A 20,077-nucleotide genomic window follows, 5' to 3' on the forward strand; every position below is an offset into this window, starting at 1 on the left:
CGGGCTGCGGCCGCGACTGTACTGGCCGCTGCAGCCATCGTTGGCGCGGTGGTTGTCGGCGGCAATCTGATGCCGCAACCAGCGCCGGGGCCGGCCCAGACGGGCATCCCGGCCCCGACTGCCTCCGCCAGCCCATCGCCGTCGTCCCCAACCCCGTCCGCTGCCTCACCAGCCGCCCCGTCGTCTCCCACGAAAGCGGGTCCAGCCGCTTTGAGCACCGGCGGGGTCGCATGCACCTTGGCCAACATTGACCAGCAGCGCAATGACCAGCAGCGCGCGATCATCCCGATTGCCCCCGCCGACCAGGGCTACTACACGGTGCTGGGCTGCGCCGGCGGCTGGCTCGCCTATTCCATTTCCGGTGACGGGATCCGGGCGCTCCAGCTCGACGGCGGCAACGCCTGGTTCAAGATCGCCAAACTGCAGAACGGCCGATTCCTCTGCGATGTCCGGCAGGAGTGGTCCAGCGTCTACAACTGGGAGTTCCAAGCCACGAACAACCAGAGCCTCACGCCGCAGCAGGCCATGGACAAGGAATTCGCGCAGAAGGGGATACCGGTCGAACTGAGGCCGCAGCTTGTCGGCGACGGCCCGGCCGCCGGATAGCGCCGGCAGCCTGCGGCAGCTATAGGGTTGAGCACATGAAGCTCACGCCAGTCACTCTCTGCTTCCCGCTCCGTGAGGCGGAGAGCGGCACCGAGGTGCTGCTGGGCATGAAAAGGACCGGCTTTGGCATCGGCAAGATCGTGGGAATCGGCGGCCACGTTGAGCCGGGGGAGAGCGACGCCGAGGCCGTGGTCCGCGAGGTCTGGGAAGAAGCCGGGATCATAGTGCTCCAAGAGGACCTGGCCCACGCCGGCGTTGTCGAGTTCATCTTTCCGGCCCGGGCTGACTGGAACATGTCGTGCCGGCTCTTCACCACCCGGCGGTGGCACGGCGAACCCGCCGAGAGCCCGGAAATCACGCCCGAATGGTTCGACTCCGCGGCGTTGCCGCTGGAGCGGATGTGGCAGGATGCGGGGCACTGGCTGCCTCCGGCGCTGGCAGGCGAAACGATCGACGTCGTCGTGGTCCTCAACGAGGACAACGAGACTGTTGCGTCGGTCCGGATCCCGCGGCGCTGAAGTCCGCGGGCAAACAGCACGGGCCGGCCACCTACGAATAGGTGGCCGGCCCGTGCCGGCTGTCCGGTCCCGTGCGTCCCGCAGGAAGCCCTGCTACGCCAGGTGCCGTTCCTCGACGCCGTTGTACTCGCTCAAGGGACGGATGAGGGAGTTCGAATCCAGCTGCTCCATGATGTGCGCCGTCCAGCCTGTGATGCGGCTGGCGACGAACAGCGGGGTGAACGTGGCGGTGTCGAAGCCCATGAGGTGGTACGTGGGTCCGGTCGGGTAGTCGAGGTTCGGCTTGATCCCCTTCGCCTCGTCCATCGCCGTCTCGAGCCCGTTGTAGAGGCCCAGCAGCTCCGGCCGACCATAGTGCGCGATCATCTTGTCCAGCGCCGACTTCATGGTGGGCACCCGGGAGTCGCCGTGCTTGTAGACGCGGTGGCCGAAGCCCATGACCTTCTTCTTGTGGGCCAGGGCGTCCTCCATCCAAGCCTTGGCCCGGACGTGGGCGTCCTCCAGGGACTCCTCCGGCCGGATGCCGATCTCGTCGAAGGTGTGCATGACGGCCTCGTTGGCACCGCCGTGCAGCGATCCCTTGAGGGCCCCGATGGCGCCGGTCACGGCTGAGTGCAGGTCCGAGAGCGTGGAGGTGATTACCCGGGCCGTGAAGGTCGAGGCATTGAAGGAGTGCTCGGCGTACAAAATCATGGAGACATTGAACGCGTCGACTACTTCGGGGACGGCCTCCTCACCAAACGTCATCCAGAGGAAGTTGGCGTCGTAGCCCAGATCCTCGCGGGGTTCCACCACGTCCTGGCCGTGCCGGCGCCGCTGGTCGTAGGCCACCACGGCCGGCATCGCGGCGAACAGATCGATGGCCTTGGCCAGGTTGGCTTCGCGCGAGGCGTCCTCGGCGAGGGGGTGCCGGGCCCCCAACACCGACGTGGCAGTCCGGCAGACATCCATGGGATGCGCGGTGGTGGGCAGCGCGTCAATCACCTGTTTGACGACCGGATCCAGGGCACGCCCGGCGCGTTCCCGGGCGGTGAACTCCGCCAGCTGCGCCGCGTCGGGCAGCTCGCCGTTCCAGAGCAGGTACGCGACTTCCTCAAAGCTGCACTTGGCAGCCAGTTCCTGGACGGGGTAGCCGCGGTACAGCAGCGAGTTCGTGTCCGGGTTGACCTTGGAGACTGCGGTGTAGTCCACCACGACGCCGGCGAGGCCCTTTTTAATGTCCTGTTCAGCCATGCTGAAACTCCTTTGTTCCTAACGCCTGTATACCGGCACGTGCCGGAGGTTCTATGCGGGGCTTACTTACCGGGGATCTGGAAATTAAAGACTCCGGTATCGAAACGGTTGTAAGCCTCGTAATCAACGAGATCGTACAAACGCGCACGGGTCAGCATGCTTCCAACCTGTGCCTCCTGGGTTCCGTCGGCCTTAATCGATTCCAGAGTACGCTCCGCAGCGCCCATGGCACTACGGAGCAGCGTCACCGGATAAATGACCATATTGACACCGACGCCGGCCAGCTCCTCCACGGTGAACAAGGCACTCTGGCCGAATTCGGTCATGTTGGCCAGGATCGGGACGTTGACGGCGTCGCGGATGGCCTGGAATTCGGCCAGGTCCTTCATCGCCTCCGGGAAGATCGCGTCCGCACCGGCCTCCACGAGCGCTTTGGCGCGCTCCTGGGCGGCCCCGAGCCCGTCCGTGGCGCGGATGTCGGTCCGGGCCATGATCAGGAAGTTCGGGTCGCGGCGGGCATCGGCCGCGGCCCGGATCCGCTTGGTGGCGGTTTCCAGGTCCACGACGTTCTTCCCGTCGAGGTGGCCGCAGCGCTTGGGGTTGAACTGGTCCTCGATGTGGCAGCCGGCCAGGCCGGCGTTCTCGAGTTCCTGGACCGACCGGGCCACGTTCATGGGCTCACCGAAGCCGGTGTCGGCGTCGACGATTGCCGGCAGGTCCGTCATCCGGGCGATCTGCCCGGCGCGGGTGGCGACCTCCGTGAGGGTGGTCAGCCCGATGTCCGGCAGGCCCAGGTCATTGGCGAGGACGGCGCCGGAAATGTACACCCCGGCGAAGCCCTTCTCCTCGATCAGCCGCGCCGACAGCGGGTTGAACGCGCCGGGGAACTGGGCGATGGTGCCGGAGGCGAGGATTTCGCGGAACCGGATCCGCTTTTGTTCCGGGGTGACTTTCGAATACAACATTAGAAGAGTCCCTTCGGGGCGCCGGCGAGGTCGATCACGCCGTCGGCGGCCTGGATGTTCAGCTGGTCCAGCTCGCCGGCGGCGAGCTCGGGGAGCCGGGCGGCGGCGGCGAGGAAGCGCTCGATCTCCTCGTCGGCCACGAGGCCGGCGGCAAGGGTGCGGAACTTGTTGACGTACTGCTCCCGGGCGAACGGCCGGGCGCCCAGCGGGTGGGCGTCGGCGACCGCGATGTCATCGGTGATGACCGTGCCGTCCTTGAGCGTGATCTCCACGGTGCCGCCGAAGGCCTTCTCGGCGATGTCCAGGGAGTGGTAGCGGCGGGTCCATTCCGGGTCCTCGACCGTGGTGACCTTGTGCCAGAGTTCCACGGTGTCGGGGCGGCCAGCGCGTTCCGGGGCGTAGGAGTCCACGTGGTGCCAGGTGCCGTCCTGCAGGGCGACAGTGAAAATGTACGGGATCGAGTGGTCCAGCGTCTCGCGGCTGGCCGTGGGATCGTACTTCTGCGGGTCGTTGGCGCCGGAGCCGATCACGTAGTGGGTATGGTGGCTGGTCTTGATCAGCACGGATTCGACATTGGCCGGGTCCGTGACCTCGGGGTGTTCGCCGTTGAGCTTGCGGGCGAGGTCGATCCACGCCTGGGCCTGGTATTCGGCCGAGTGTTCCTTGGTGTACGTGTCCATGATGGCCCGCTTGGCCTCGCCGGCCTCAGGCAGCGGCACGGTGTAGGAGGCGTCCGGGCCGTCCAGCATCCAGGCGATCACGCCGTCTTCGCCCTCGTAGATCGGTACGGGCGAGGTCTGGCCGCGCATCGCCCGGTCCGCGGATTCGACGGCCATTTTGCCTGCGAACGCGGGGGCGTGCGCCTTCCAGGTGGAGATTTCGCCCTTGCGGGACTGCCGGGTGGCGGTGGTGGTGTGCAGCGCCTGGCCGACCGACTGGAAGATGGTCTCGACGTCGAGGCCCAGCAGGGTGCCGATGCCGGCGGCCGCGGACGGGCCGAGATGGGCCACGTGGTCGATCTTGTGCTTGTGCAGGCAGATGGCCTTGACCAGGTTGACCTGGATCTCGTAGCCGGTGGCGATGCCGCGGACCAGGTCCCGGCCGCTGGAACCGACGTGCTGGGCGACGGCCAGGACCGGGGGGATGTTGTCACCCGGGTGCGAGTAGTCCGCGGCCAGGAAGGTGTCGTGGTAGTCGAGTTCACGGACCGCGACGCCGTTGGCCCAGGCGGCCCATTCGGGGGAGACGCGTTCCTCGATGCCGAAGACCTTGGCGCCCTTGCCGCCGGTGCTGGGACCGTGGGTGAGGGCCTGGGCCCGGGCCGCGACGATCGGGGCGCGGTTCAGCGAGGCAACCGCCACCGAGGCGTTGTCGATGATCCGGTTGATCACCATGTCGGTGACCTCATCGGTGACCTCCACGGGATCCGCGGCGACCTTGGCGATCTTGTAGGCGAGCTGGTCCTCGCGGCCCAGGTTTTCCTCGCTCTTGTAAACGCGGACGTGGTGTTCCTTAACCATGGTGCTCCCTTTGCTGAGGTGTATGGGTGGCTTTGACGTGCGAAAGACTGCGGTGCAGGTGAAGCGTGGTGGCGGCCTCGGCCAGGCGCGGGTTGCCGGCGGCGATCGCCTCGGCGATGGCAGCGTGCTCGGCGGCCGCGGCAGTAAGCCGGGCGGCGTCGTCGGCGGCCAGGCGCCGGACGCGCACGAGGTGGACGCGGAGACTGCGCATGGCCTGGACGAGGTAGGCGTTGGAAATGGCGGCGTCGATGGCCGCGTCCAGCCGTCCGACCAGCCCGTAATAGTCGTGCAGGGCCGGATCCTGTCCGCCGATCAGTTCCGGGGCCTGGAGCAGTTCGCGCCGCAACGCATCGAAGGTTGCGGGGTCGCCGCGCTCGGCGGCCAGGGCGGCGGCCCTGCCCTCGAGGGTTTCGCGCAGTTCGAACAGTTCGTCGATGTCGTCCAGGGAAATGTCGGTGACGACGACGCCGCGGCCGCCCGCCGTCGTCGTCAGCCCTTCGGCCGTGAGCCGGCTCAGGGCCTCCCGCAGCGGGGTGCGGGAGATGCCGAGGCGCGCCGACTGTTCCACCTCCGCGAGCACGGTTCCGGGCAGGAGGCGCCATTCGATGATGTCGTCGCGGAGGGCCGCGTAGGCCTTGTCGCTGGCGCGCATCCTGCCTCCTTCGGTGGCGGCTGTGTCGGGATGGAACAATATCAGTGTATACACGCAACGGCTCTTTGCCCAGCAATTGCCGCCTGTGGTGAATAAATAGCCGAGTTGTGTATACATGACCCTTGTATCGCCGGTCCGCCCCGGTTTACCATGGCTGCATCACAACGTCGTGGACAGGATGTACGTCATGGTCACCAAGAGCTACAGGGCAGCCTACGAACGGAGCCTGGAACATCCCGCAGAGTTCTGGCTGGAGGCCGCGGAAGGGATCTCCTGGCAGACGCCACCGCGGCAGGCCCTCGATGCGGGCCGGGCGCCGCTCTACGACTGGTTTCCGGACGGGGTCCTGAACACGTCGTACAACGCCCTCGACCGGCACGTCGCCCAGGGCAGGGGTCAGCAGGATGCCCTGGTCTACGACTCCGCGATGGTGGGCATCCGGCAGAGCTATACCTATGCGGAACTGACGGACCTCGTGGCCCGGTTCGCCGGTGTCCTGCGCCGCAGCGGCGTCGGCAAGGGCGACCGCGTGGTGATTTACATGCCGATGATCCCCGAGGCCGTGATCGCGATGCTGGCCACCGCACGGCTCGGCGCCGTGCACTCGGTCGTCTTCGGCGGGTTTGCCCCCAAGGAACTTGCCGCCCGCATCCGCGACGCAGCCCCCGCGGCGGTGGTGACGGCGTCCGGCGGCATCGAGCCGTCGCGCCGGATTGAGTACCTGCCCGCCGTCGCCGAGGCCCTCAGTATCGCCGGCGCCGCCGAAACCCCGGTGCTGGTCAAGGCCAGGGACGGCTTCGCCTCGACGGTGGCCTCCATGGCGGCCGAGCACCCCGGGTGGCTCGACTGGGACACCGAGATGGCCGCCGCCGAGGCGGCCGCGCCGGTGGACGTCAAGGCGACGGACCCGCTGTACATCCTCTACACCTCGGGCACCACCGGCTCGCCCAAGGGCGTGGTGCGGGATAACGGCGGCCACGCCGTGGCCCTGAAATGGACCATGGAAAACCTCTACGACGTCGGCCCCGGCGACGTCATGTGGACCGCCTCGGATGTCGGCTGGGTGGTGGGCCACTCCTACATCGTCTACGGTCCGCTGCTGGCCGGCGCCACCACGGTGCTGTACGAAGGCAAGCCGGTAGGGACGCCCGACGCCGGCGCGTTCTGGCGGGTCATCCAGGACCACAAGGTCAACGTGCTGTTCACCGCGCCCACAGCGCTGCGGGCCATCCGCAAGGCCGACCCTGAGGGCCGGTTCCTGGACAAATACGACATTGCCAGCCTCCGGACCCTGTTCGCGGCCGGCGAGCGGCTGGACACCGATACCTTCCACTGGGCCTCCCGGGTGCTCGGTGTTCCGGTGGTCGACCACTGGTGGCAGACGGAGACGGGCTGGGCCATCTGCGCCAACCCCCGAGGCCTCGGCGGACTGCCGATCAAAGCCGGGTCGCCGAGCGTCCCGATGCCCGGCTTCCGGCTCAACGTCGTCGACGGCGCGGGCGGGGACGTCGAGGCCGGCACGGAAGGCAACATCGTCCTCGGCCTGCCGCTGCCGCCTGGCACCCTGACCACGCTCTGGCGCAACGACGACCGCTACATTTCCTCCTACCTCCAGGCGTTTGAGGGCTACTATGCCACCGGTGACTCGGGTTACCGGGACGAGGACGGCTACGTCTTCGTCATGGGCCGCACGGATGACATCATCAACGTCGCCGGACACCGGCTCTCCACGGGCGCCATGGAACAGGTGATCGGCCAGCACCCGGCAGTTGCCGAATGCGCCGTGATCGGCCTTGCCGACCCGCTCAAGGGCCAGCGGCCCAGCGGCTACGTGGTCCTCAAGTCCGGGGTGGACGTGCCCGAGGAAGTCCTGGTCAAGGACCTGATCGCCCTGGTCCGGCGCGACATCGGGGCCGTGGCGGACTTCAAGCACGTCACCGTGGTGGATGCCCTGCCGAAGACCCGTTCGGGAAAGATCCTGCGCAAGACCATGCGCCAGATCGCCGACGGCGAGACCTACGTGGTGCCCTCCACGATCGAGGACGCCGGCGTGATCGACGCGCTGCTCGACACCCTGCGCCCCGGCCCTACGGAGTGACCGGAGCAGCCTCGTGGTCTAGTGATAGTCGCCGGCCCGTTCGCGGGCGATTTCCAACAGGGTGGAGTGGAAGGCCACCTCGGCCGGGGCATAGACCTTGTCCTCCCGCTGCGCCAGCAGTATTCTCCGCAGCGGGGCCGCGGAACCCAGGCTCAGTACCTTCACGTCGGGATGCTGAAGTGCCACGGCGGTTTTGGGCACCATAGCCACGCCCATTCCCACGCTGACCATGGCCTGGGCCTCCTGGTAGTCGTTGGCCAGGAAGGCAATCTCCGGTTCGAATCCGGCGTCGTGAGCGGAACGCTGCAGCACCTCCACGACGGGGTGGGCCTCGGCGCGCACGATCCAGGACTCGTTGCGCAGGTCTTCCATGCGTACCTGCTCCCGCTCGGCGAGTGGGTGGCTGCGGGCCACCAGGATAACGGTGCTCTCCCGGAAGACCTCGGTTACGCGGATGGAATCGTCCCGGAACGGGTTCCAGGGGTAATCCCATAGCAGGCACAGACCCGTGACCCCGGACTGCAGATCTGCGACGAGTTCGTCGAAGCGGGCGCTGCGCAAAGAGAGGCTGATGGCCGGGTAGCGCTTCTTGAAGGTCCGGATGACGATGGGCAGGAAGGATCCGGCCAGGGTTGGGAATGTACCCACGGTCAGGGAACCGCGTCTGAGGCCGGCAATCTGGCCCAGGTCGGACCGGGCTGCCTGCATCTGCCAGACGATCTTGCGGGCGTGGCCGGCCAGAACCTGGCCGGCCTCGGTGGGCACCACCCCGCGGGAGCGACGGGTGAGTAGAGGCTGCCCCACTTCCTGTTCGAGCTTGCGCAGCTGCTGGGAGACGGCCGAGGGCGTGTACATCATCAACTCGGCCGCCGCGGTGATCGAGCCCTGCTCCACCACCTCCAGCAGAAGCGCCAGCCGCCTTATGTCGAACAAATCCTGACCTTCGTCCTTTAGCAACGCTTCACCCTTCCTCGCCTTTGGTTCATTCCCTGCCGGGACGAGGCCTCCCTTGAGGACTTCGAGCACTTTTCCTGGCAACGGACGCTTTGCAGCTGGGGAATAATCCTCCAGCGCTCTCTGAGTTAAGCAATCCTACATCCCCCTGAAAAAATCCAACATTGTCTAAAGTTGTGATCTGGCTCAATCTCTTTTCAGGTCCTCATTCAAGTCTGAGGCACGAGGAGAAGCGGGAAACACCATGAAGATCGAAGCCCAATGGATGCGCGGAGGCACCAGCAAGTGCTGGGTGTTCGAAGCGGAGCATCTTCAGGCGGGCGGCACCAGCCTGGATGTGCTGCTGCCGCGGCTGTTCGGCAGCCCGGATCCGCGCCAGATCGACGGCGTCGGCGGCGCCACCTCGACCACCAGCAAGGCCGTGATCGTGCACCGGCCCGTCAGTGGCGACGTCGACGTTGAGTACACCTTTGCCCAAGTCGGTGTCGAAGAGGCCGCGGTGGACTGGGGCAGCAACTGCGGGAACGGCTCGGCGGTGGTGGGTCTGTACGCCATCGAGAAGGGCTGGGTGCTCCCCAACGGAGACGTCACCCGGATCGTCACCCGCAACACCAACACCAACCAAATCATCGTCCAGCGCGTGGCCACCCCTGCCGGAGCCCTGGCCTCCGTTCCGGACGCCCGGACGCCAGGCGTACCCTTCCCCGGCTACGCTGTGGGGCTCGGCTTCCAGGACCCTGCCGGCAGGACCACCGGTGCGCTGCTGCCCACCGGTGCCGCCACTGACACCCTCACCGCCGGCGGAACCCGCTGGACTGTGTCGATGGTCGACGCCGGAGCGCCCGTCGTGATCGTCAACGCCGAAGAACTGGGCCTGGACCCGGCCAGGTACGACAGCTGGCGCGCCGGAGTGGAGCTGCAGCTGGATACCCTGGAGCAGATCCGGCGGCAGGCGGCGGTGCGGATGGGGCTGGTCCGCACAACAGCCGAAGCGGCCCGGGCCATCCCCAAGCTCGCCATCGTCGCCGCGGCCGCCCAGGCTGACCCAGACTGCGACGCCAACGTCATGATGCTCTCCATGGGCAAGCCCCACCCGGCCCTGGCCATCACCGGCAGCATCGCCCTGACCCTGGCCGCCCGCACCCCCGGCACCGTGCTGCACACCATTACGGGCGACTCCCTGGGGAGCACGCTCCGGCTCCGCACCCCCGCCGGGGTCATCGAGACCTGGAGCGAGGAGCACGACGGGACGCTCCTCGTAGGCGTCGACCGCACGGCCCGCACCATCGCCACAACCATCATCCATCTCCCCGAGGTCCCCGGCAGCGCCGTCGCTGCCTCCCTCGCGGGAGCCACCCGCTGAGGAGACCATCATGACCAAGACTGAGCACCGCACCGCTGTCGCTGCGGACCAGACCCGGGACAACGATGCCCCGCGTCCAACCCGCCGCCGCCGAATCCTACTGGTGGCGGCCGCCGGGTTCGCGTTCCTGGCTTTGATTGCGCTCGTGCTGGGGGGTGATATCTTCAACCCTTCGGCCACCCCGCAACCGGAGCACTCCATGACCGCTGTCCAAATCATCCCGCTCGTCATCCTCGTCATTCTGTTCATCGTCGCCACGAAATGGCCGCTGAACATCGGCGTGATGGGGCTGGTTGCCTCCTTCGGCGTCGGCTATTTCATGCTCGGAATGACGGACAAGCAGATCCTCGAAGAGTTCCCCGCCAGCATCGTGGTGACGATCATCGGAGTCACGTACTTCTTCAGCATGGCCCAGCGGAACGGCACCATCGACATCATCGTCCAGACCTGTGTACGCCTCGTCAGGGGCAAGACGATGCTGCTGCCCTGGGTGTTCTTCCTGATCGCTGCTGCGCTCACGTCACTGGGCACCTTCTCGCCGGCCGCCGTCGCGCTGCTGGCGCCGGCGGCCATCGGCTTCGCCTACGAGTCCCGGATCCATCCCGTCTTGATGGGCGCATTCATCATCAACGGAGCCCACGCCGGCGGCTTTTCCCCGCTGTCCGTCGCCGGCGTGCTGGTGCACGATATCGCCCTGAAGAACGGATTTCCCATTTCCCAGGGCGCACTCTTCATCGCCAGCTTCGCTCTTAACCTCATTCTCTCCGTGCTCACCATCGTCCTGTTCGCCCTCCTGGGCAGGCTGCGGGACGGCGAAGGCGGCCAGCATGCCGACGTCGACACCGCCCGCACCAGCCGCCCTCGCGGGCAGCAGATCCTCACGCTGGCACTGATCGCGGTGATGCTCGTGTGCACCCTGGGCTTCCACCTGCCGATCGGCTTTGTCGCACTCTCCGCCGGGCTCCTGCTGGCGCTGGTCAATATCAAAGAACACCAGACGTTCATCGGCGGTGTCTCCTGGTCCACCGTCCTGCTGGTAGCCGGCATGATCACCTATGTCTCCCTGCTCCAGCACGTTGGCGTCATCGACACCCTCGCCGAGCAGGCTCTGGCACTGGGCGCACCGCTGCTGGTGGCGCTGGTCCTCTGCTATGTCATTGGCGTCGGCTCAGCCTTCGCCTCCTCCACGGCGTTGCTGACCGCGTTCATTCCCCTGGCCGGTCCGCTCCTGGCTACCAGCTCGCTGAGCGCATCAGGAACGGTCGCGGCGCTGGCTATAGCTGCCACGGTGGTGGATGTCTCGCCCTTCTCCACCGACGGTGCGCTGGTGGTCGCCAACGCCCGCGACAATGACAGGCAGCGAGTGTACCGGCAGCTGATGGCGTATGCCGGGGGAGTGGTGCTCGTAGCCCCGGCCCTCGCCTGGGTCCTGCTGGTTCCCACCGGCATCATGTAACCGAGCGGCCACCGGCGGTGCGGCTACCGATAGCCGGGCCGACCCCGCCGCATTGAATGAAGTCTTCGTTTGCGGCAAGTAACCACGCAGAAGGCCCGGACACACAGTGTCCGCCGGCACCAGACCGCAGTGGGGCGGCGAATGATGATCACCCGGATCATCGCCTATTCGCAACGCGCGCCGCCCCGCTGCCCTGACACGTCAACAGCGGCCGCATGGCACTAAGCATTCGCGATCATCCCGCCACAAGGAAACCGCCGGGACGGCATTTCGCGGCAGTGTTTCCCGGGATTGCCGGCAAGTGCCCTCCCGGTGACGGTAACGGGGAGCGGCAGGCCTACGTCCGCGGCCGGTTCCAGCGGTATTCGTTCTCCGGCCGCCCGGGGGCGCCGTAGCGGGCGGCGCGGGAGACCGTTCCGGCGTCGGCGAGGTATTCGAGGTAGCGCCGGGCGGTGACCCGGGACATCCCGAGCGCCTCCATGACCTCGCTGGCCGACACCGCCTCGGCCTGCTGCTTGATGTAGTCCTGGACGGATTCCAGCGTGGATACGGCCAGGCCCTTGGGCAGCGACAGCTCGGACGGGGCACGGAGGCTGGCGAAGGCCTGGTCCACATCGCTTTGGGACGCCCGGGCTCCGGCTTCCCCGGCCAGGGGTGCGGCCAGCTGCTCGCGGAACAGCCGGTAGCTGGCGAGCTTGTCCGCAAAGGTCGCGTAGGTGAACGGTTTGATCAGGTACTGGACCACGCCGGTGGCCACCGCGCTGCGGACAATGTTCAGTTCCCGCACCGCGGTGATGGCGATGATGTCCGCGAACAGTCCGGCCGCCCGCATCCGGCGTGCGATGTCCAGCCCGTGGAGGTCCGGGAGGTTCATGTCCAGCAGGACCAGCTCCACCGGATTGCCTGCCGCGGAGAATTCGGTGAGCAGGCGCAGGGCGGACTGGCCGTCGGGCGCGGAGCCCGCCAGGGTGAAACCGTCCAGCCTTTCTATGTAGGCGGCGTGCGCTGCGGCAGCGATGGGCTCGTCCTCGACGACGAGTACCCGGATCTCGCTCATGGTTGTCCCTCGGTAGTGACCGGCAGCGGAGTGACCGGCGGTGTTGTGACGGGCAGAGTGACGCGGAACAGCGCCCCGGCCGGGCTGGTGATTGTCATGGTACCGCCCAGCCGCTGTACCGCCTGGCGCACCAGGGCCAGTCCAAGGCCGCGTCCGAACGGTCCCGGGGCCTTGGTGCTGAAACCATGCCGGAAGACGTCCTCCACGGCCGCGGGATCGATCCCGGGGCCGCTGTCCTCCACGGTAATCTCCAGGGCGGAGCCGGTGGTCTCGACGGTCAGCTCCACGAGCCGGGGTGCCGGCGCCTCGGCCGCGGCGTCGATGGCATTGTCCAGCAGGTTCCCCAGGATGGCCACGAGGTCCTGCACGGCCAGTCCGGTCACGGCCGTGGAACCGCTGGTATTGAGGGTCAGTTCGACGCCGCGTTCGTGTGCTTCGGCTGCCTTGCCCATGATCAGGGCGCCGAGCACGGGTTCCTCGATGGAGCTCACAATGTCATCCGTGAGCCGCTGGCTCAGTTCCAGGTCTTTGGTGGCGAAGTCCAGCGCCTCGGGGCCCCGGCCCAGTTCCATGAGCGAGACGATGGTGTGGAGCCGGTTGGCGTGTTCATGGGTCTGGGCGCGGAGCGCGTCCGAGAGCGTGCGCATGGTCTCGAGTTCACTGCCCAGGGATTCGATCTCGGTACGGTCCCGGATGGTGGCGACCGTTCCATAAACAGGAGTGCCAGCGCCGGCAGCGCCGGACTTCGCTCCGCGCGGGCGGGCGCTGGCAGATTCGGGTCCCACCGCGGGGCCCTGGTTGACCACCAGGATCCGCGAGCCGGTCAGGTGGATCTCATCCAGGGCGGTCCGCCCCGATTCGAAGAGCTCTTTGAGGCTGGGGGCCAGCGGCAACTCCGCGAGGGAGGGCGCCGCCTGGCGGCCGCCCCCCGCAACCCCGCGGTCAGCGCCGGAGGTGGGACCGCCGTCGGCGGACTGCTTCCTCAACCCGAGCAGTTCGGCGGCCTGGTCGTTGTACATCACCACTTTGCCCTTGGGGTCGATGAGGATCACGCCCTCGCGCACCGAATGCAGCACCGATTCGTAGTACGCGAAGAGCTGGCCCAGCTCTTCGGGGCCCCAGCCGCGGGTCACCCGGCGCAGGTACCGTCCCAGGAGCCAGGCCGCCGCCGACCCGCCGGCCAGCAGCGCCAGGCTGATGGCCAGCAGCGCCGGCAGCCGGCCGGAGAGTGCGACGTCCACCGTCCGGACCGTCACGCCCGCGGCCACGAGCGCCCGGACCTTGCCGTCGGCATCCTTGACCGGGGCGATGGTGCGCACCGACGGGCCGAGGGTGCCGGCCACGACTTCCGTGAACACCTGGCCATGGAGGGCCGCGTCAATGGAGCCGATATACGGTTTGCCCAGTTCCTCATCCCGCGGGTGGGTCCAGCGCGTGCGGTCCGGGGCCATGATCGTGATGAAATCCGCGTCGGCGTCGTTCATGGTCTTCAGGGCATACGGCTGCAGCAGGGCCGTGGGATCGGCCGAGTCCGCCGCCGCCAGGACGAAGGGGGCGTCGGCGACGGCGGTGGCGATGCCGGCCATCCGGCGTCCGGCCTCGTCGTAGGCGTGATCGCGCGCGTCCACGAACACGGCCGTGCCAACGATGGCCGTCAGGGCCACCACGAACAGCAGGTTGGCCGCAAACAGCCTGCGGGCGATGCTCCAGCGCCGGATCATCAACACCTTCCATGACCAATATGAACGCAAGGGTGATGCGCGTCACCTTCTCATCAATGATGGGGTTACACGCAAGAAGGACAAGAGCGGACCACAGCCAGGACCGCACCAAGTCCAGCCTATCCAAGGAGAACACCATGGCCTCTCAACGAGGAGAGTCAGCAGCACCGGCCGCCGCTCCGGCCAAGAAGCGCAAGGGACTGGACAAGTCCCACTACCTCTACATCGCAGTCATCGTAGCCGTGATTGCAGGTGCCGTTATCGGCCTGCTGTTCCCCGAGGTCGGCAAATCCCTCAAACCACTCGGCGACGGCTTCATCAAACTCATCAAGATGATGATCGCGCCCGTGATCTTCTGCACCATCGTGCTGGGCATCGGCTCCATCGCCAAGGCCGCCACGGTCGGCAAGGTCGGCGGCCTGGCGCTCGCCTACTTTGTGGTCATGTCCACGTTCGCCCTGGGGATCGGCCTGGTGGTCGGCAACCTGATCCACCCGGGCGAGGGCCTCAAGCTCGCCCCCTATGATCCGAACAAGAAGGCGGCAGTCGACAGCACCGTTGACTTCCTTCTGGGCATCATCCCGGGCGACATTCCCGTGTTGCCGACCCTCCTCGCCGCGATCCTGGTCGGCTTCGCGCTGCAGAAGATGGGCCCGCAGGGAGCCCCGATCCTCAAGGCCGTCGGTTACGGCCAGGCCCTCGTGTTCCGCATCCTCATCATGATCATGTGGCTGGCCCCGGTCGGAGCCTTCGGCGCGATCGCCGCAGTGGTCGGTGCCACCGGCTTCCAGGCCATCATCAGCATGGCGACCCTGATGGGCGCCTTCTACATCACCTGCGCCCTGTTCATCGTCGTGATCCTCGGCGGCCTGCTCAAGGCGGTCGCAGGCGTCAGCATCTTCAAGCTCATGAAGTACCTCGGCCGCGAATACCTGCTGATCTTCTCCACGTCCTCCTCCGAAGCCGCGCTGCCCCGCCTGATCGCGAAGATGGAACACCTCGGCGTGTCCAAGCCCGTCGTGGGTGTCACGGTCCCCACCGGGTACTCCTTCAACCTCGACGGGACCGCCATCTACTTGACCATGGCCGCACTGTTCGTCGCCAACGCCATGGGCACGCCGCTGGACCTTGGCGCCCAGGTTTCCCTGCTGGTCTTCATGATCATCGCCTCCAAGGGTGCCGCCGGCGTCACCGGTGCCGGCCTGGCCACGCTGGCCGCCGGACTCCAGGCGCACGCACCCCAACTGCTGGGCGGCGTGGGCATGATCGTCGGCATCGACCGGTTCATGTCCGAGGCGCGCGCCCTGACCAACTTCACCGGCAACGCCGTCGCCACGGTGCTGATCGGCACCTGGGTCAAGGAGATCGACGGCGGACGCGTGGACCGTGTCCTGGCCGGTGCCGAGCCGTTCGACGAAGAGACGATGCTGGCCGGCCACTCCGGCGCACAGGATGCCGCCGAACAGCCCGCACAGCCGGCACAACCGGTCCTGGCACACGCCTGAACCCGCGCCTGAACCGTCCCGAACCACGCCGGAACCGGCCAGGGCCGCACCCCGGCCCTAAACTGACAGGACGCACTACCGCTCGATGACGCCCCAAGCGCCCGGCAGCCCAGCTGCCGGGCGCTTGGGCGTTCGGTTCAGCCCTCCTCGGCGCCGAAGGGGGTGACCACCGTGCGGCGGGGCGTCCCGGCGTCGTCGTAGTTCAGGGTGCTGACACGGACGCCGTACAGCGCGGAAAGCTGCGCATCGGCGAGGAGCGGCCCGGCAGGCCCGGTCACCACACCCGCGGCGCCCATGAGGACCACCGAGTCCGCGAGGAACAGGGCGTGGTCCGGGTGATGGGTGCTCACGAGCAGCGACATCCCGGTCCGCACGAGTTCCCTCAGCAGCTGGAGGACCCGGACCTGGTTCTTCAGGTCCAGCCCGGTGGACGGCTCATCCAGGACGAGGAGCCGCGAACCGCCCGCGATAGCCCGTGCAATGAGGACCAGCTGCTGCTCGCCCCCGCTCAGCGTCGGAAACAGCCGGTCGGCCAGGGCGGCGATCCCCACCCGGTCCATGGCGCGGAGCGCGGCGGCCCTGTCCCGGCTGCCGGGGGAGCGGAAAACGCCGATGTGGCGGGCACGGCCCATGACCACCATGTCCAGGGCCGGGTAGCCGAACGTGCTGCCGCGCGCCTGGGGAACATAGCCCGCCGTCTCGGACCTGCGCACCGCACCCTCCTGTACGGCCAGCATGCCGGCCGCGCAGCGCACCAGGGTCGTCTTGCCGCTGCCGTTGGGCCCCAGGACCGCGGTCACGGTGCCCGGCGGCACCGAGAAGCTGAGATCCTTGAACACCCAGTTCTGCGGCGAATAGCCAAACCCGGCCCCGCGCAGCTCAAGCACCGTCCCAGATCCTCTCCCGGTTCCGGCGCAACAGCACGAAGAACACCGGTGCGCCGATCAGGGCGGTCAGGACGCCCAACGGGATTTCCCCGGCCGTGGCGGTGCGCGCGATGGTGTCGATGGCGATCAGGTAGGCCCCGCCCAGCAGGAAGGAGACCGGCAGCAGCACCCGGTGGTCCGGTCCCACCCACATGCGTGCGAGGTGCGGGATGACCAGCCCCACCCAGCTGATGACGCCGCTGACGGCGACGGCCCCGGCGACCATGAGAGCCACGGCGGCGAGGACCGCCCAGCGCAGGGGGCGGGGCCGGAGCCCCAGGGCGGTGGCGTCGTCGTCGCCGAGCGAGAGCACATTGATCCGCCACCGGAGGGCCAGCAGGACGACGCCGCCGGCAGCGATGGGAATGAGGGCCACCAGCACTTTCGCCCAGGTGGCGGTGGAGACACTGCCAAGCAGCCAGAATACGATGGCGGGCAAGGTGGTGAACGGGTCCGCCAGATACGTCACCAGGGCCACCAGGGCGGAGAAGAAGGAGGCCGTGACGATTCCTCCGAGGACCACCATGAGGATGTGGGCGCCGCCCCGCCCGGACGTGATGAGGAAGACGATTCCCAGTGCCAGCAGCCCGAAGCCGAACGATCCGCCCACGAGGGCGACGGGGCCCAGGCCCAGCAGCAGGGCCAGGGCACCGCCGAAGGAGGCGCCCGAGGAGACGCCGATGACCTCCGGGCTGACCAGGGGGTTGCGGAACACGGCCTGCAGGGCCGCGCCACCGATTGCGAGGGCGCCACCGACCAGCAGGGCCAGCAGGACCCTGGGCAACCTGATCAGCAGCACCACGTTTTCCTCGGCCGCGGGAAGGCCCGGGCCGAAGGGAACTATTCGGGAGGCCAGGATCTGCACGACATGGTCCAGGGACACGCTGTAGCGGCCGCTGGCGAGTGCAACCGCCGACACGGCCGCCAGGACTGCTCCTGAGAGCAGGCATGGACCGATGACCTGGCGCAGCCCCGGTCCCCGGCCGCCGGGGGGTCCCGTGGTCAGAGGCTGGGCCTCACGAAGCATCGAACTGCCGGTAGTTGGCCGAGGTGCCGTTGGCTTCGGTCCAGAGGATCTTGTCCAGCTCCGGCGCCGATGGCCGGTAGCGGTACAGGAAGTCGAAGTAGTCGTTTGTCTCGTCCCTCAGCGTGGAGCGGTTGCCGGAGGGGAAACTGACATCTGTGAGCCAGCGCCACATCAGTGGCGATTCCTGGCCGGGGGGATCCCAGCGGTAGCCGCCCAGCGGGACCTTGTAGACGCGGCGGGAGCGCACCGCGGAGACGCTTTGCCACACCGGGTTGGCGTAGACGTCGGCGGGCATCGCGGCGTCGAAGTTCCCGAGCAGGATGATTTCCGGATCCCAGGCGAGGACCTGTTCGACGTCCACGCCCACCATGCCCTTGCCCTGAAGGCCCTGCGGGCCGGTGGCGGGGTTGTGTGCCCCGATGAGCTTGATGTAGAAGTCGTTGTAGCTGCCGTTTCCGGCCACCTTGAGGCCGCCGCTGAACCTGTTGAAGTAGATGATGCCCGGGCCGCCGGTGCCGCGGGCGGCGGCCTCGGCCTGGATGGCCTTCTGTTGCCCGTCGCTGCGCGCCTTCATCTGCACGGCCCGGTCCGGCCGGCCCAGCATCGTTGCGAAAAGCGCGGTCCACGTGTCCACGTCCTGCTGCGTGCCGGTGTTCGTGATGCCCAGGACCTTCATCCCGGCCTGTTCCAGGGGTGCCGTCAGTTGCGCATCGCTCCACTGGACCACGACGTCGGGGTTCAGGGCCCGGATGCTTTCGACATTGGGCGTGAAGTCGGTCGTGGCGATGTCGTGCGGGATGTTCAGGGCCTCCGGGTACATGGTGCCCATGGCGCCGTCGCGCATGGCGACCCATGAGGCGTTGTGCATCCCGGCCAGATGGCCGGCGCCCTGGTCGACGGCGGCCAGCAGGGAGGCGGCGGGCATGGGAATGGTCACCACACGGGTGACCGGGCGGTCGAAACTCAGGACCGTCCCGCGCTGGTCCGTCACCTGGATCCCGTCCGGGCCGGAGGCGGAACCCGGGGGCGCAGTACCGGCAGCCCCTGCCGGCGGCGTTGACTGCGGCGACGACTGTGGCGCCGTGCCGGCCGCGGCGCAGGAAGCGAGGAACAGCGCCCCTCCGCCGTAGAGGGCCGCTGCCAGGACAGATCGTCGGTTGGCTTCGGGGACGCTCATCGGCCTACCTCCCGGGAAGGACCGCGCGCAACGGCCATTCGCTCCGCGCCGGCCACAGCAATGGTCCCGGTGCGGCATTTCCTCACAGCATCCGCCGAATGCGCAGGGGTGTCAATGCCGGTCACGACGGGCATTGTTCGCCGATGGGCGCCGGTGCTAGCCTCGCTGATATCCCCTGTGAAATGAGGCCACGGGATGGAAATCAACGGCGCCCAACTATTTGTCCGCTACGCGTATCCGCCGAATTCGCGGGGCAGCTGCGGGCCGCCTGACAGCGACGCGCTGCTGCACTATGGCCAGTCCGGGGTGACCGACGCGGGCCTGCGCGAACTTGCGAAGGGGTTCGCCGGCGCCTGGCCGTACCTGGAGCTCATCGCAGGTGCCACCGGCAACCCGGACCCGCTGGACTACGCGGTGGTGGAGGCCTACTGGGTGGGAAACACGCTGCTGGACTCCGTGGGTGTGCGCAGCATCGGCAATTCCATGGAGGACCGGTTCCGCGCACGGACCGGGCATCAGTTCCCGCATCTGATGGAAGGGGTCCTGGCCGGCGGCGTCCCGCATCACAGCTTCCACGTCCTGGAAATCTATCCGTGGACGGGACTCTTGCGCGATGACAGGCGCTCATCCACGGCCCTGAATGTCCTTGACCAATGCCGCATCCGGTGGGGCGAGGTGGTGGCCGTCGAAGCGGACAGCGCCCTCGTGCGCTCGCGGCCCCTGGCGTGGGACGGGATGGCGCTGTCGCTGGGGGAACCGGTGATCGAGACGGCCAAGTACGCCGTGGCCGGGTCCGGCTTCATCGCTGACCTCATGCCCGGGGACATGGTGTCCCTCCACTGGGACTGGGTGTGCGACCGGCTCTCGGCCGCCCAGCTCCACCGGCTCCAGCACTACTTTGCGCGCCACCTCAAGATCGCGAATTCCGGCGTGGAGCACCGCGGCGCAGCGATCGCCCTCGAATAGCGGCGCCTTCAGATCCTTCAGTGGGGGAGTTCCTTCAGTGGGAGAGTTCCTTCAGTGGGGGAGTGAAGGCTACGGGACCGTGTCGGTGGGGTCCGGGCCCCGTCCCATGAGCTCAAGTCCCGTCATCGCACGGTCGGCGCCTTCCTGGTCCACGCGTTCCAGGGCGAAGCCCATGTGGATCAGGACCCACGTGCCGCTCTCCACGGGGCCGTCATCGAGGAGGCCAATGTTGATTTTGCGCTCCACTCCGGCCACATCCACGAGGGCGAGTTGCCCGTTGTAGCCGTCGATCACTTCGATGATCCGGCCCGGTATTCCCAGACACATCCGTGG

General features: G+C 67.6%; 18 protein-coding genes. 7 read left to right on the top strand and 11 right to left on the bottom strand.

Annotated elements, in window-relative coordinates:
- Nucleotides 1-237: 237 nt before the first annotated feature.
- Nucleotides 238-606, top strand: a complete 369-nt coding sequence (locus tag AC1DBX_RS17320; protein ID WP_476932322.1) for a hypothetical protein — start codon at nt 238-240, stop codon at nt 604-606.
- Between the two features lie 35 nt (nt 607-641).
- On the top strand, nt 642-1,124 hold the full coding sequence (locus tag AC1DBX_RS17325) for an 8-oxo-dGTP diphosphatase (protein WP_476932323.1): 483 nt from the start codon (nt 642-644) through the stop codon (nt 1,122-1,124).
- Nucleotides 1,125-1,217: 93 nt separating this feature from the next.
- Here AC1DBX_RS17325 and AC1DBX_RS17330 read toward each other — a convergent pair whose 3' ends face one another.
- From AC1DBX_RS17330 to AC1DBX_RS17345, 4 genes are all read right to left on the bottom strand, one after another.
- Nucleotides 1,218-2,357 (bottom strand): bifunctional 2-methylcitrate synthase/citrate synthase, encoded by a 1,140-nt coding sequence (locus AC1DBX_RS17330; RefSeq protein ID WP_476932324.1) that lies wholly within the window; start codon nt 2,355-2,357, stop codon nt 1,218-1,220.
- Nucleotides 2,358-2,419: 62 nt separating this feature from the next.
- A complete protein-coding gene (gene prpB / locus AC1DBX_RS17335) occupies nt 2,420-3,322 on the bottom strand; it encodes a methylisocitrate lyase (RefSeq protein WP_476870546.1) in 903 nt (300 codons plus the stop codon).
- Nucleotides 3,322-4,842, bottom strand: a complete 1,521-nt coding sequence (locus AC1DBX_RS17340; RefSeq protein ID WP_476857878.1) for an MmgE/PrpD family protein — start codon at nt 4,840-4,842, stop codon at nt 3,322-3,324. The genes prpB and AC1DBX_RS17340 overlap by 1 nt, the downstream gene beginning before the upstream one ends.
- Nucleotides 4,835-5,494 carry a GntR family transcriptional regulator gene (locus AC1DBX_RS17345; protein ID WP_028277407.1) on the bottom strand — a complete coding sequence of 220 codons (660 nt, stop codon included), beginning with the start codon at nt 5,492-5,494 and terminating at the stop codon, nt 4,835-4,837. Before AC1DBX_RS17345 ends, AC1DBX_RS17340 begins: the two co-directional genes overlap by 8 nt.
- A gap of 187 nt (nt 5,495-5,681) precedes the next feature.
- On the opposite strand from AC1DBX_RS17345, the gene AC1DBX_RS17350 reads away from it, so the two are divergent.
- Entirely contained in the window at nt 5,682-7,592 is a 1,911-nt protein-coding gene (locus AC1DBX_RS17350; protein WP_476932363.1) for an AMP-binding protein, read from the top strand.
- An 18-nt stretch (nt 7,593-7,610) separates the two neighbouring features.
- Here the strand turns inward: AC1DBX_RS17350 and AC1DBX_RS17355 are convergent, their stop codons facing one another.
- Entirely contained in the window at nt 7,611-8,549 is a 939-nt protein-coding gene (locus AC1DBX_RS17355; RefSeq protein WP_476850473.1) for a LysR substrate-binding domain-containing protein, read from the bottom strand.
- A gap of 241 nt (nt 8,550-8,790) precedes the next feature.
- Between AC1DBX_RS17355 and AC1DBX_RS17360 the strand changes: the two genes are divergently transcribed.
- Both AC1DBX_RS17360 and AC1DBX_RS17365 read left to right on the top strand, forming a co-directional pair.
- Nucleotides 8,791-9,909: a PrpF domain-containing protein gene (locus AC1DBX_RS17360; RefSeq protein WP_476932325.1), complete on the top strand. Its 1,119-nt coding sequence runs from the start codon at nt 8,791-8,793 to the stop codon at nt 9,907-9,909.
- 10 nt (nt 9,910-9,919) lie between these two features.
- Nucleotides 9,920-11,365 (top strand): SLC13 family permease, encoded by a 1,446-nt coding sequence (locus AC1DBX_RS17365; RefSeq protein ID WP_476932326.1) that lies wholly within the window; start codon nt 9,920-9,922, stop codon nt 11,363-11,365.
- Nucleotides 11,366-11,702: 337 nt separating this feature from the next.
- Here the strand turns inward: AC1DBX_RS17365 and AC1DBX_RS17370 are convergent, their stop codons facing one another.
- On the bottom strand, nt 11,703-12,422 hold the full coding sequence (locus tag AC1DBX_RS17370; protein ID WP_223916554.1) for a response regulator: 720 nt from the start codon (nt 12,420-12,422) through the stop codon (nt 11,703-11,705).
- Nucleotides 12,419-14,143, bottom strand: coding sequence for a sensor histidine kinase (locus AC1DBX_RS17375; protein WP_476850386.1), 1,725 nt, complete (start codon nt 14,141-14,143; stop codon nt 12,419-12,421). The genes AC1DBX_RS17370 and AC1DBX_RS17375 overlap by 4 nt, the downstream gene beginning before the upstream one ends.
- A gap of 137 nt (nt 14,144-14,280) precedes the next feature.
- Here AC1DBX_RS17375 and AC1DBX_RS17380 point away from each other — a divergent pair, with 137 nt between their 5' ends.
- Nucleotides 14,281-15,648: a cation:dicarboxylate symporter family transporter gene (locus tag AC1DBX_RS17380; protein ID WP_476850387.1), complete on the top strand. Its 1,368-nt coding sequence runs from the start codon at nt 14,281-14,283 to the stop codon at nt 15,646-15,648.
- 137 nt (nt 15,649-15,785) lie between these two features.
- Here the strand turns inward: AC1DBX_RS17380 and AC1DBX_RS17385 are convergent, their stop codons facing one another.
- From AC1DBX_RS17385 to AC1DBX_RS17395, 3 genes are all read right to left on the bottom strand, one after another.
- Complete coding sequence (locus AC1DBX_RS17385) at nt 15,786-16,535, bottom strand: ABC transporter ATP-binding protein (protein WP_476859874.1); 750 nt, start codon at nt 16,533-16,535, stop codon at nt 15,786-15,788.
- Nucleotides 16,528-17,493, bottom strand: a complete 966-nt coding sequence (locus tag AC1DBX_RS17390) for a FecCD family ABC transporter permease (RefSeq protein ID WP_476859873.1) — start codon at nt 17,491-17,493, stop codon at nt 16,528-16,530. Before AC1DBX_RS17390 ends, AC1DBX_RS17385 begins: the two co-directional genes overlap by 8 nt.
- Before the next feature lie 97 nt (nt 17,494-17,590).
- The gene (locus AC1DBX_RS17395) at nt 17,591-18,778 is read right to left on the bottom strand and encodes an ABC transporter substrate-binding protein (RefSeq protein ID WP_476932327.1); all 1,188 of its coding nucleotides are present in this window, start codon (nt 18,776-18,778) and stop codon (nt 17,591-17,593) included.
- A 195-nt stretch (nt 18,779-18,973) separates the two neighbouring features.
- Between AC1DBX_RS17395 and AC1DBX_RS17400 the strand changes: the two genes are divergently transcribed.
- Nucleotides 18,974-19,744, top strand: a complete 771-nt coding sequence (locus tag AC1DBX_RS17400) for a DUF6390 family protein (protein ID WP_230008282.1) — start codon at nt 18,974-18,976, stop codon at nt 19,742-19,744.
- Nucleotides 19,745-19,813: 69 nt separating this feature from the next.
- Here the strand turns inward: AC1DBX_RS17400 and AC1DBX_RS17405 are convergent, their stop codons facing one another.
- Nucleotides 19,814-20,071: a HypC/HybG/HupF family hydrogenase formation chaperone gene (locus AC1DBX_RS17405; protein WP_230008283.1), complete on the bottom strand. Its 258-nt coding sequence runs from the start codon at nt 20,069-20,071 to the stop codon at nt 19,814-19,816.
- Between the last annotated feature and the right edge of the window lie 6 nt (nt 20,072-20,077).

Source organism: Arthrobacter sp. 10N44_2, assembly GCF_056394385.1.

Bases quoted from the DNA above. Each gene is read 5' to 3' on its own strand.
- AC1DBX_RS17350 (WP_476932363.1), top strand. From the start codon at position 5,682: ATGGTCACCAAGAGCTACAGGGCAGCCTACGAACGGAGCCTGGAACAT.
- AC1DBX_RS17400 (WP_230008282.1), top strand. From the start codon at position 18,974: ATGGAAATCAACGGCGCCCAACTATTTGTCCGCTACGCGTATCCGCCG.
- AC1DBX_RS17370 (WP_223916554.1), bottom strand. From the start codon at position 12,422: ATGAGCGAGATCCGGGTACTCGTCGTCGAGGACGAGCCCATCGCTGCC.
- AC1DBX_RS17365 (WP_476932326.1), top strand. From the start codon at position 9,920: ATGACCAAGACTGAGCACCGCACCGCTGTCGCTGCGGACCAGACCCGG.
- AC1DBX_RS17380 (WP_476850387.1), top strand. From the start codon at position 14,281: ATGGCCTCTCAACGAGGAGAGTCAGCAGCACCGGCCGCCGCTCCGGCC.
- AC1DBX_RS17375 (WP_476850386.1), bottom strand. From the start codon at position 14,143: ATGATCCGGCGCTGGAGCATCGCCCGCAGGCTGTTTGCGGCCAACCTG.
- AC1DBX_RS17395 (WP_476932327.1), bottom strand. From the start codon at position 18,778: ATGAGCGTCCCCGAAGCCAACCGACGATCTGTCCTGGCAGCGGCCCTC.
- AC1DBX_RS17360 (WP_476932325.1), top strand. From the start codon at position 8,791: ATGAAGATCGAAGCCCAATGGATGCGCGGAGGCACCAGCAAGTGCTGG.
- AC1DBX_RS17325 (WP_476932323.1), top strand. From the start codon at position 642: ATGAAGCTCACGCCAGTCACTCTCTGCTTCCCGCTCCGTGAGGCGGAG.
- AC1DBX_RS17345 (WP_028277407.1), bottom strand. From the start codon at position 5,494: ATGCGCGCCAGCGACAAGGCCTACGCGGCCCTCCGCGACGACATCATC.
- AC1DBX_RS17340 (WP_476857878.1), bottom strand. From the start codon at position 4,842: ATGGTTAAGGAACACCACGTCCGCGTTTACAAGAGCGAGGAAAACCTG.
- AC1DBX_RS17405 (WP_230008283.1), bottom strand. From the start codon at position 20,071: ATGTGTCTGGGAATACCGGGCCGGATCATCGAAGTGATCGACGGCTAC.
- AC1DBX_RS17330 (WP_476932324.1), bottom strand. From the start codon at position 2,357: ATGGCTGAACAGGACATTAAAAAGGGCCTCGCCGGCGTCGTGGTGGAC.
- prpB (WP_476870546.1), bottom strand. From the start codon at position 3,322: ATGTTGTATTCGAAAGTCACCCCGGAACAAAAGCGGATCCGGTTCCGC.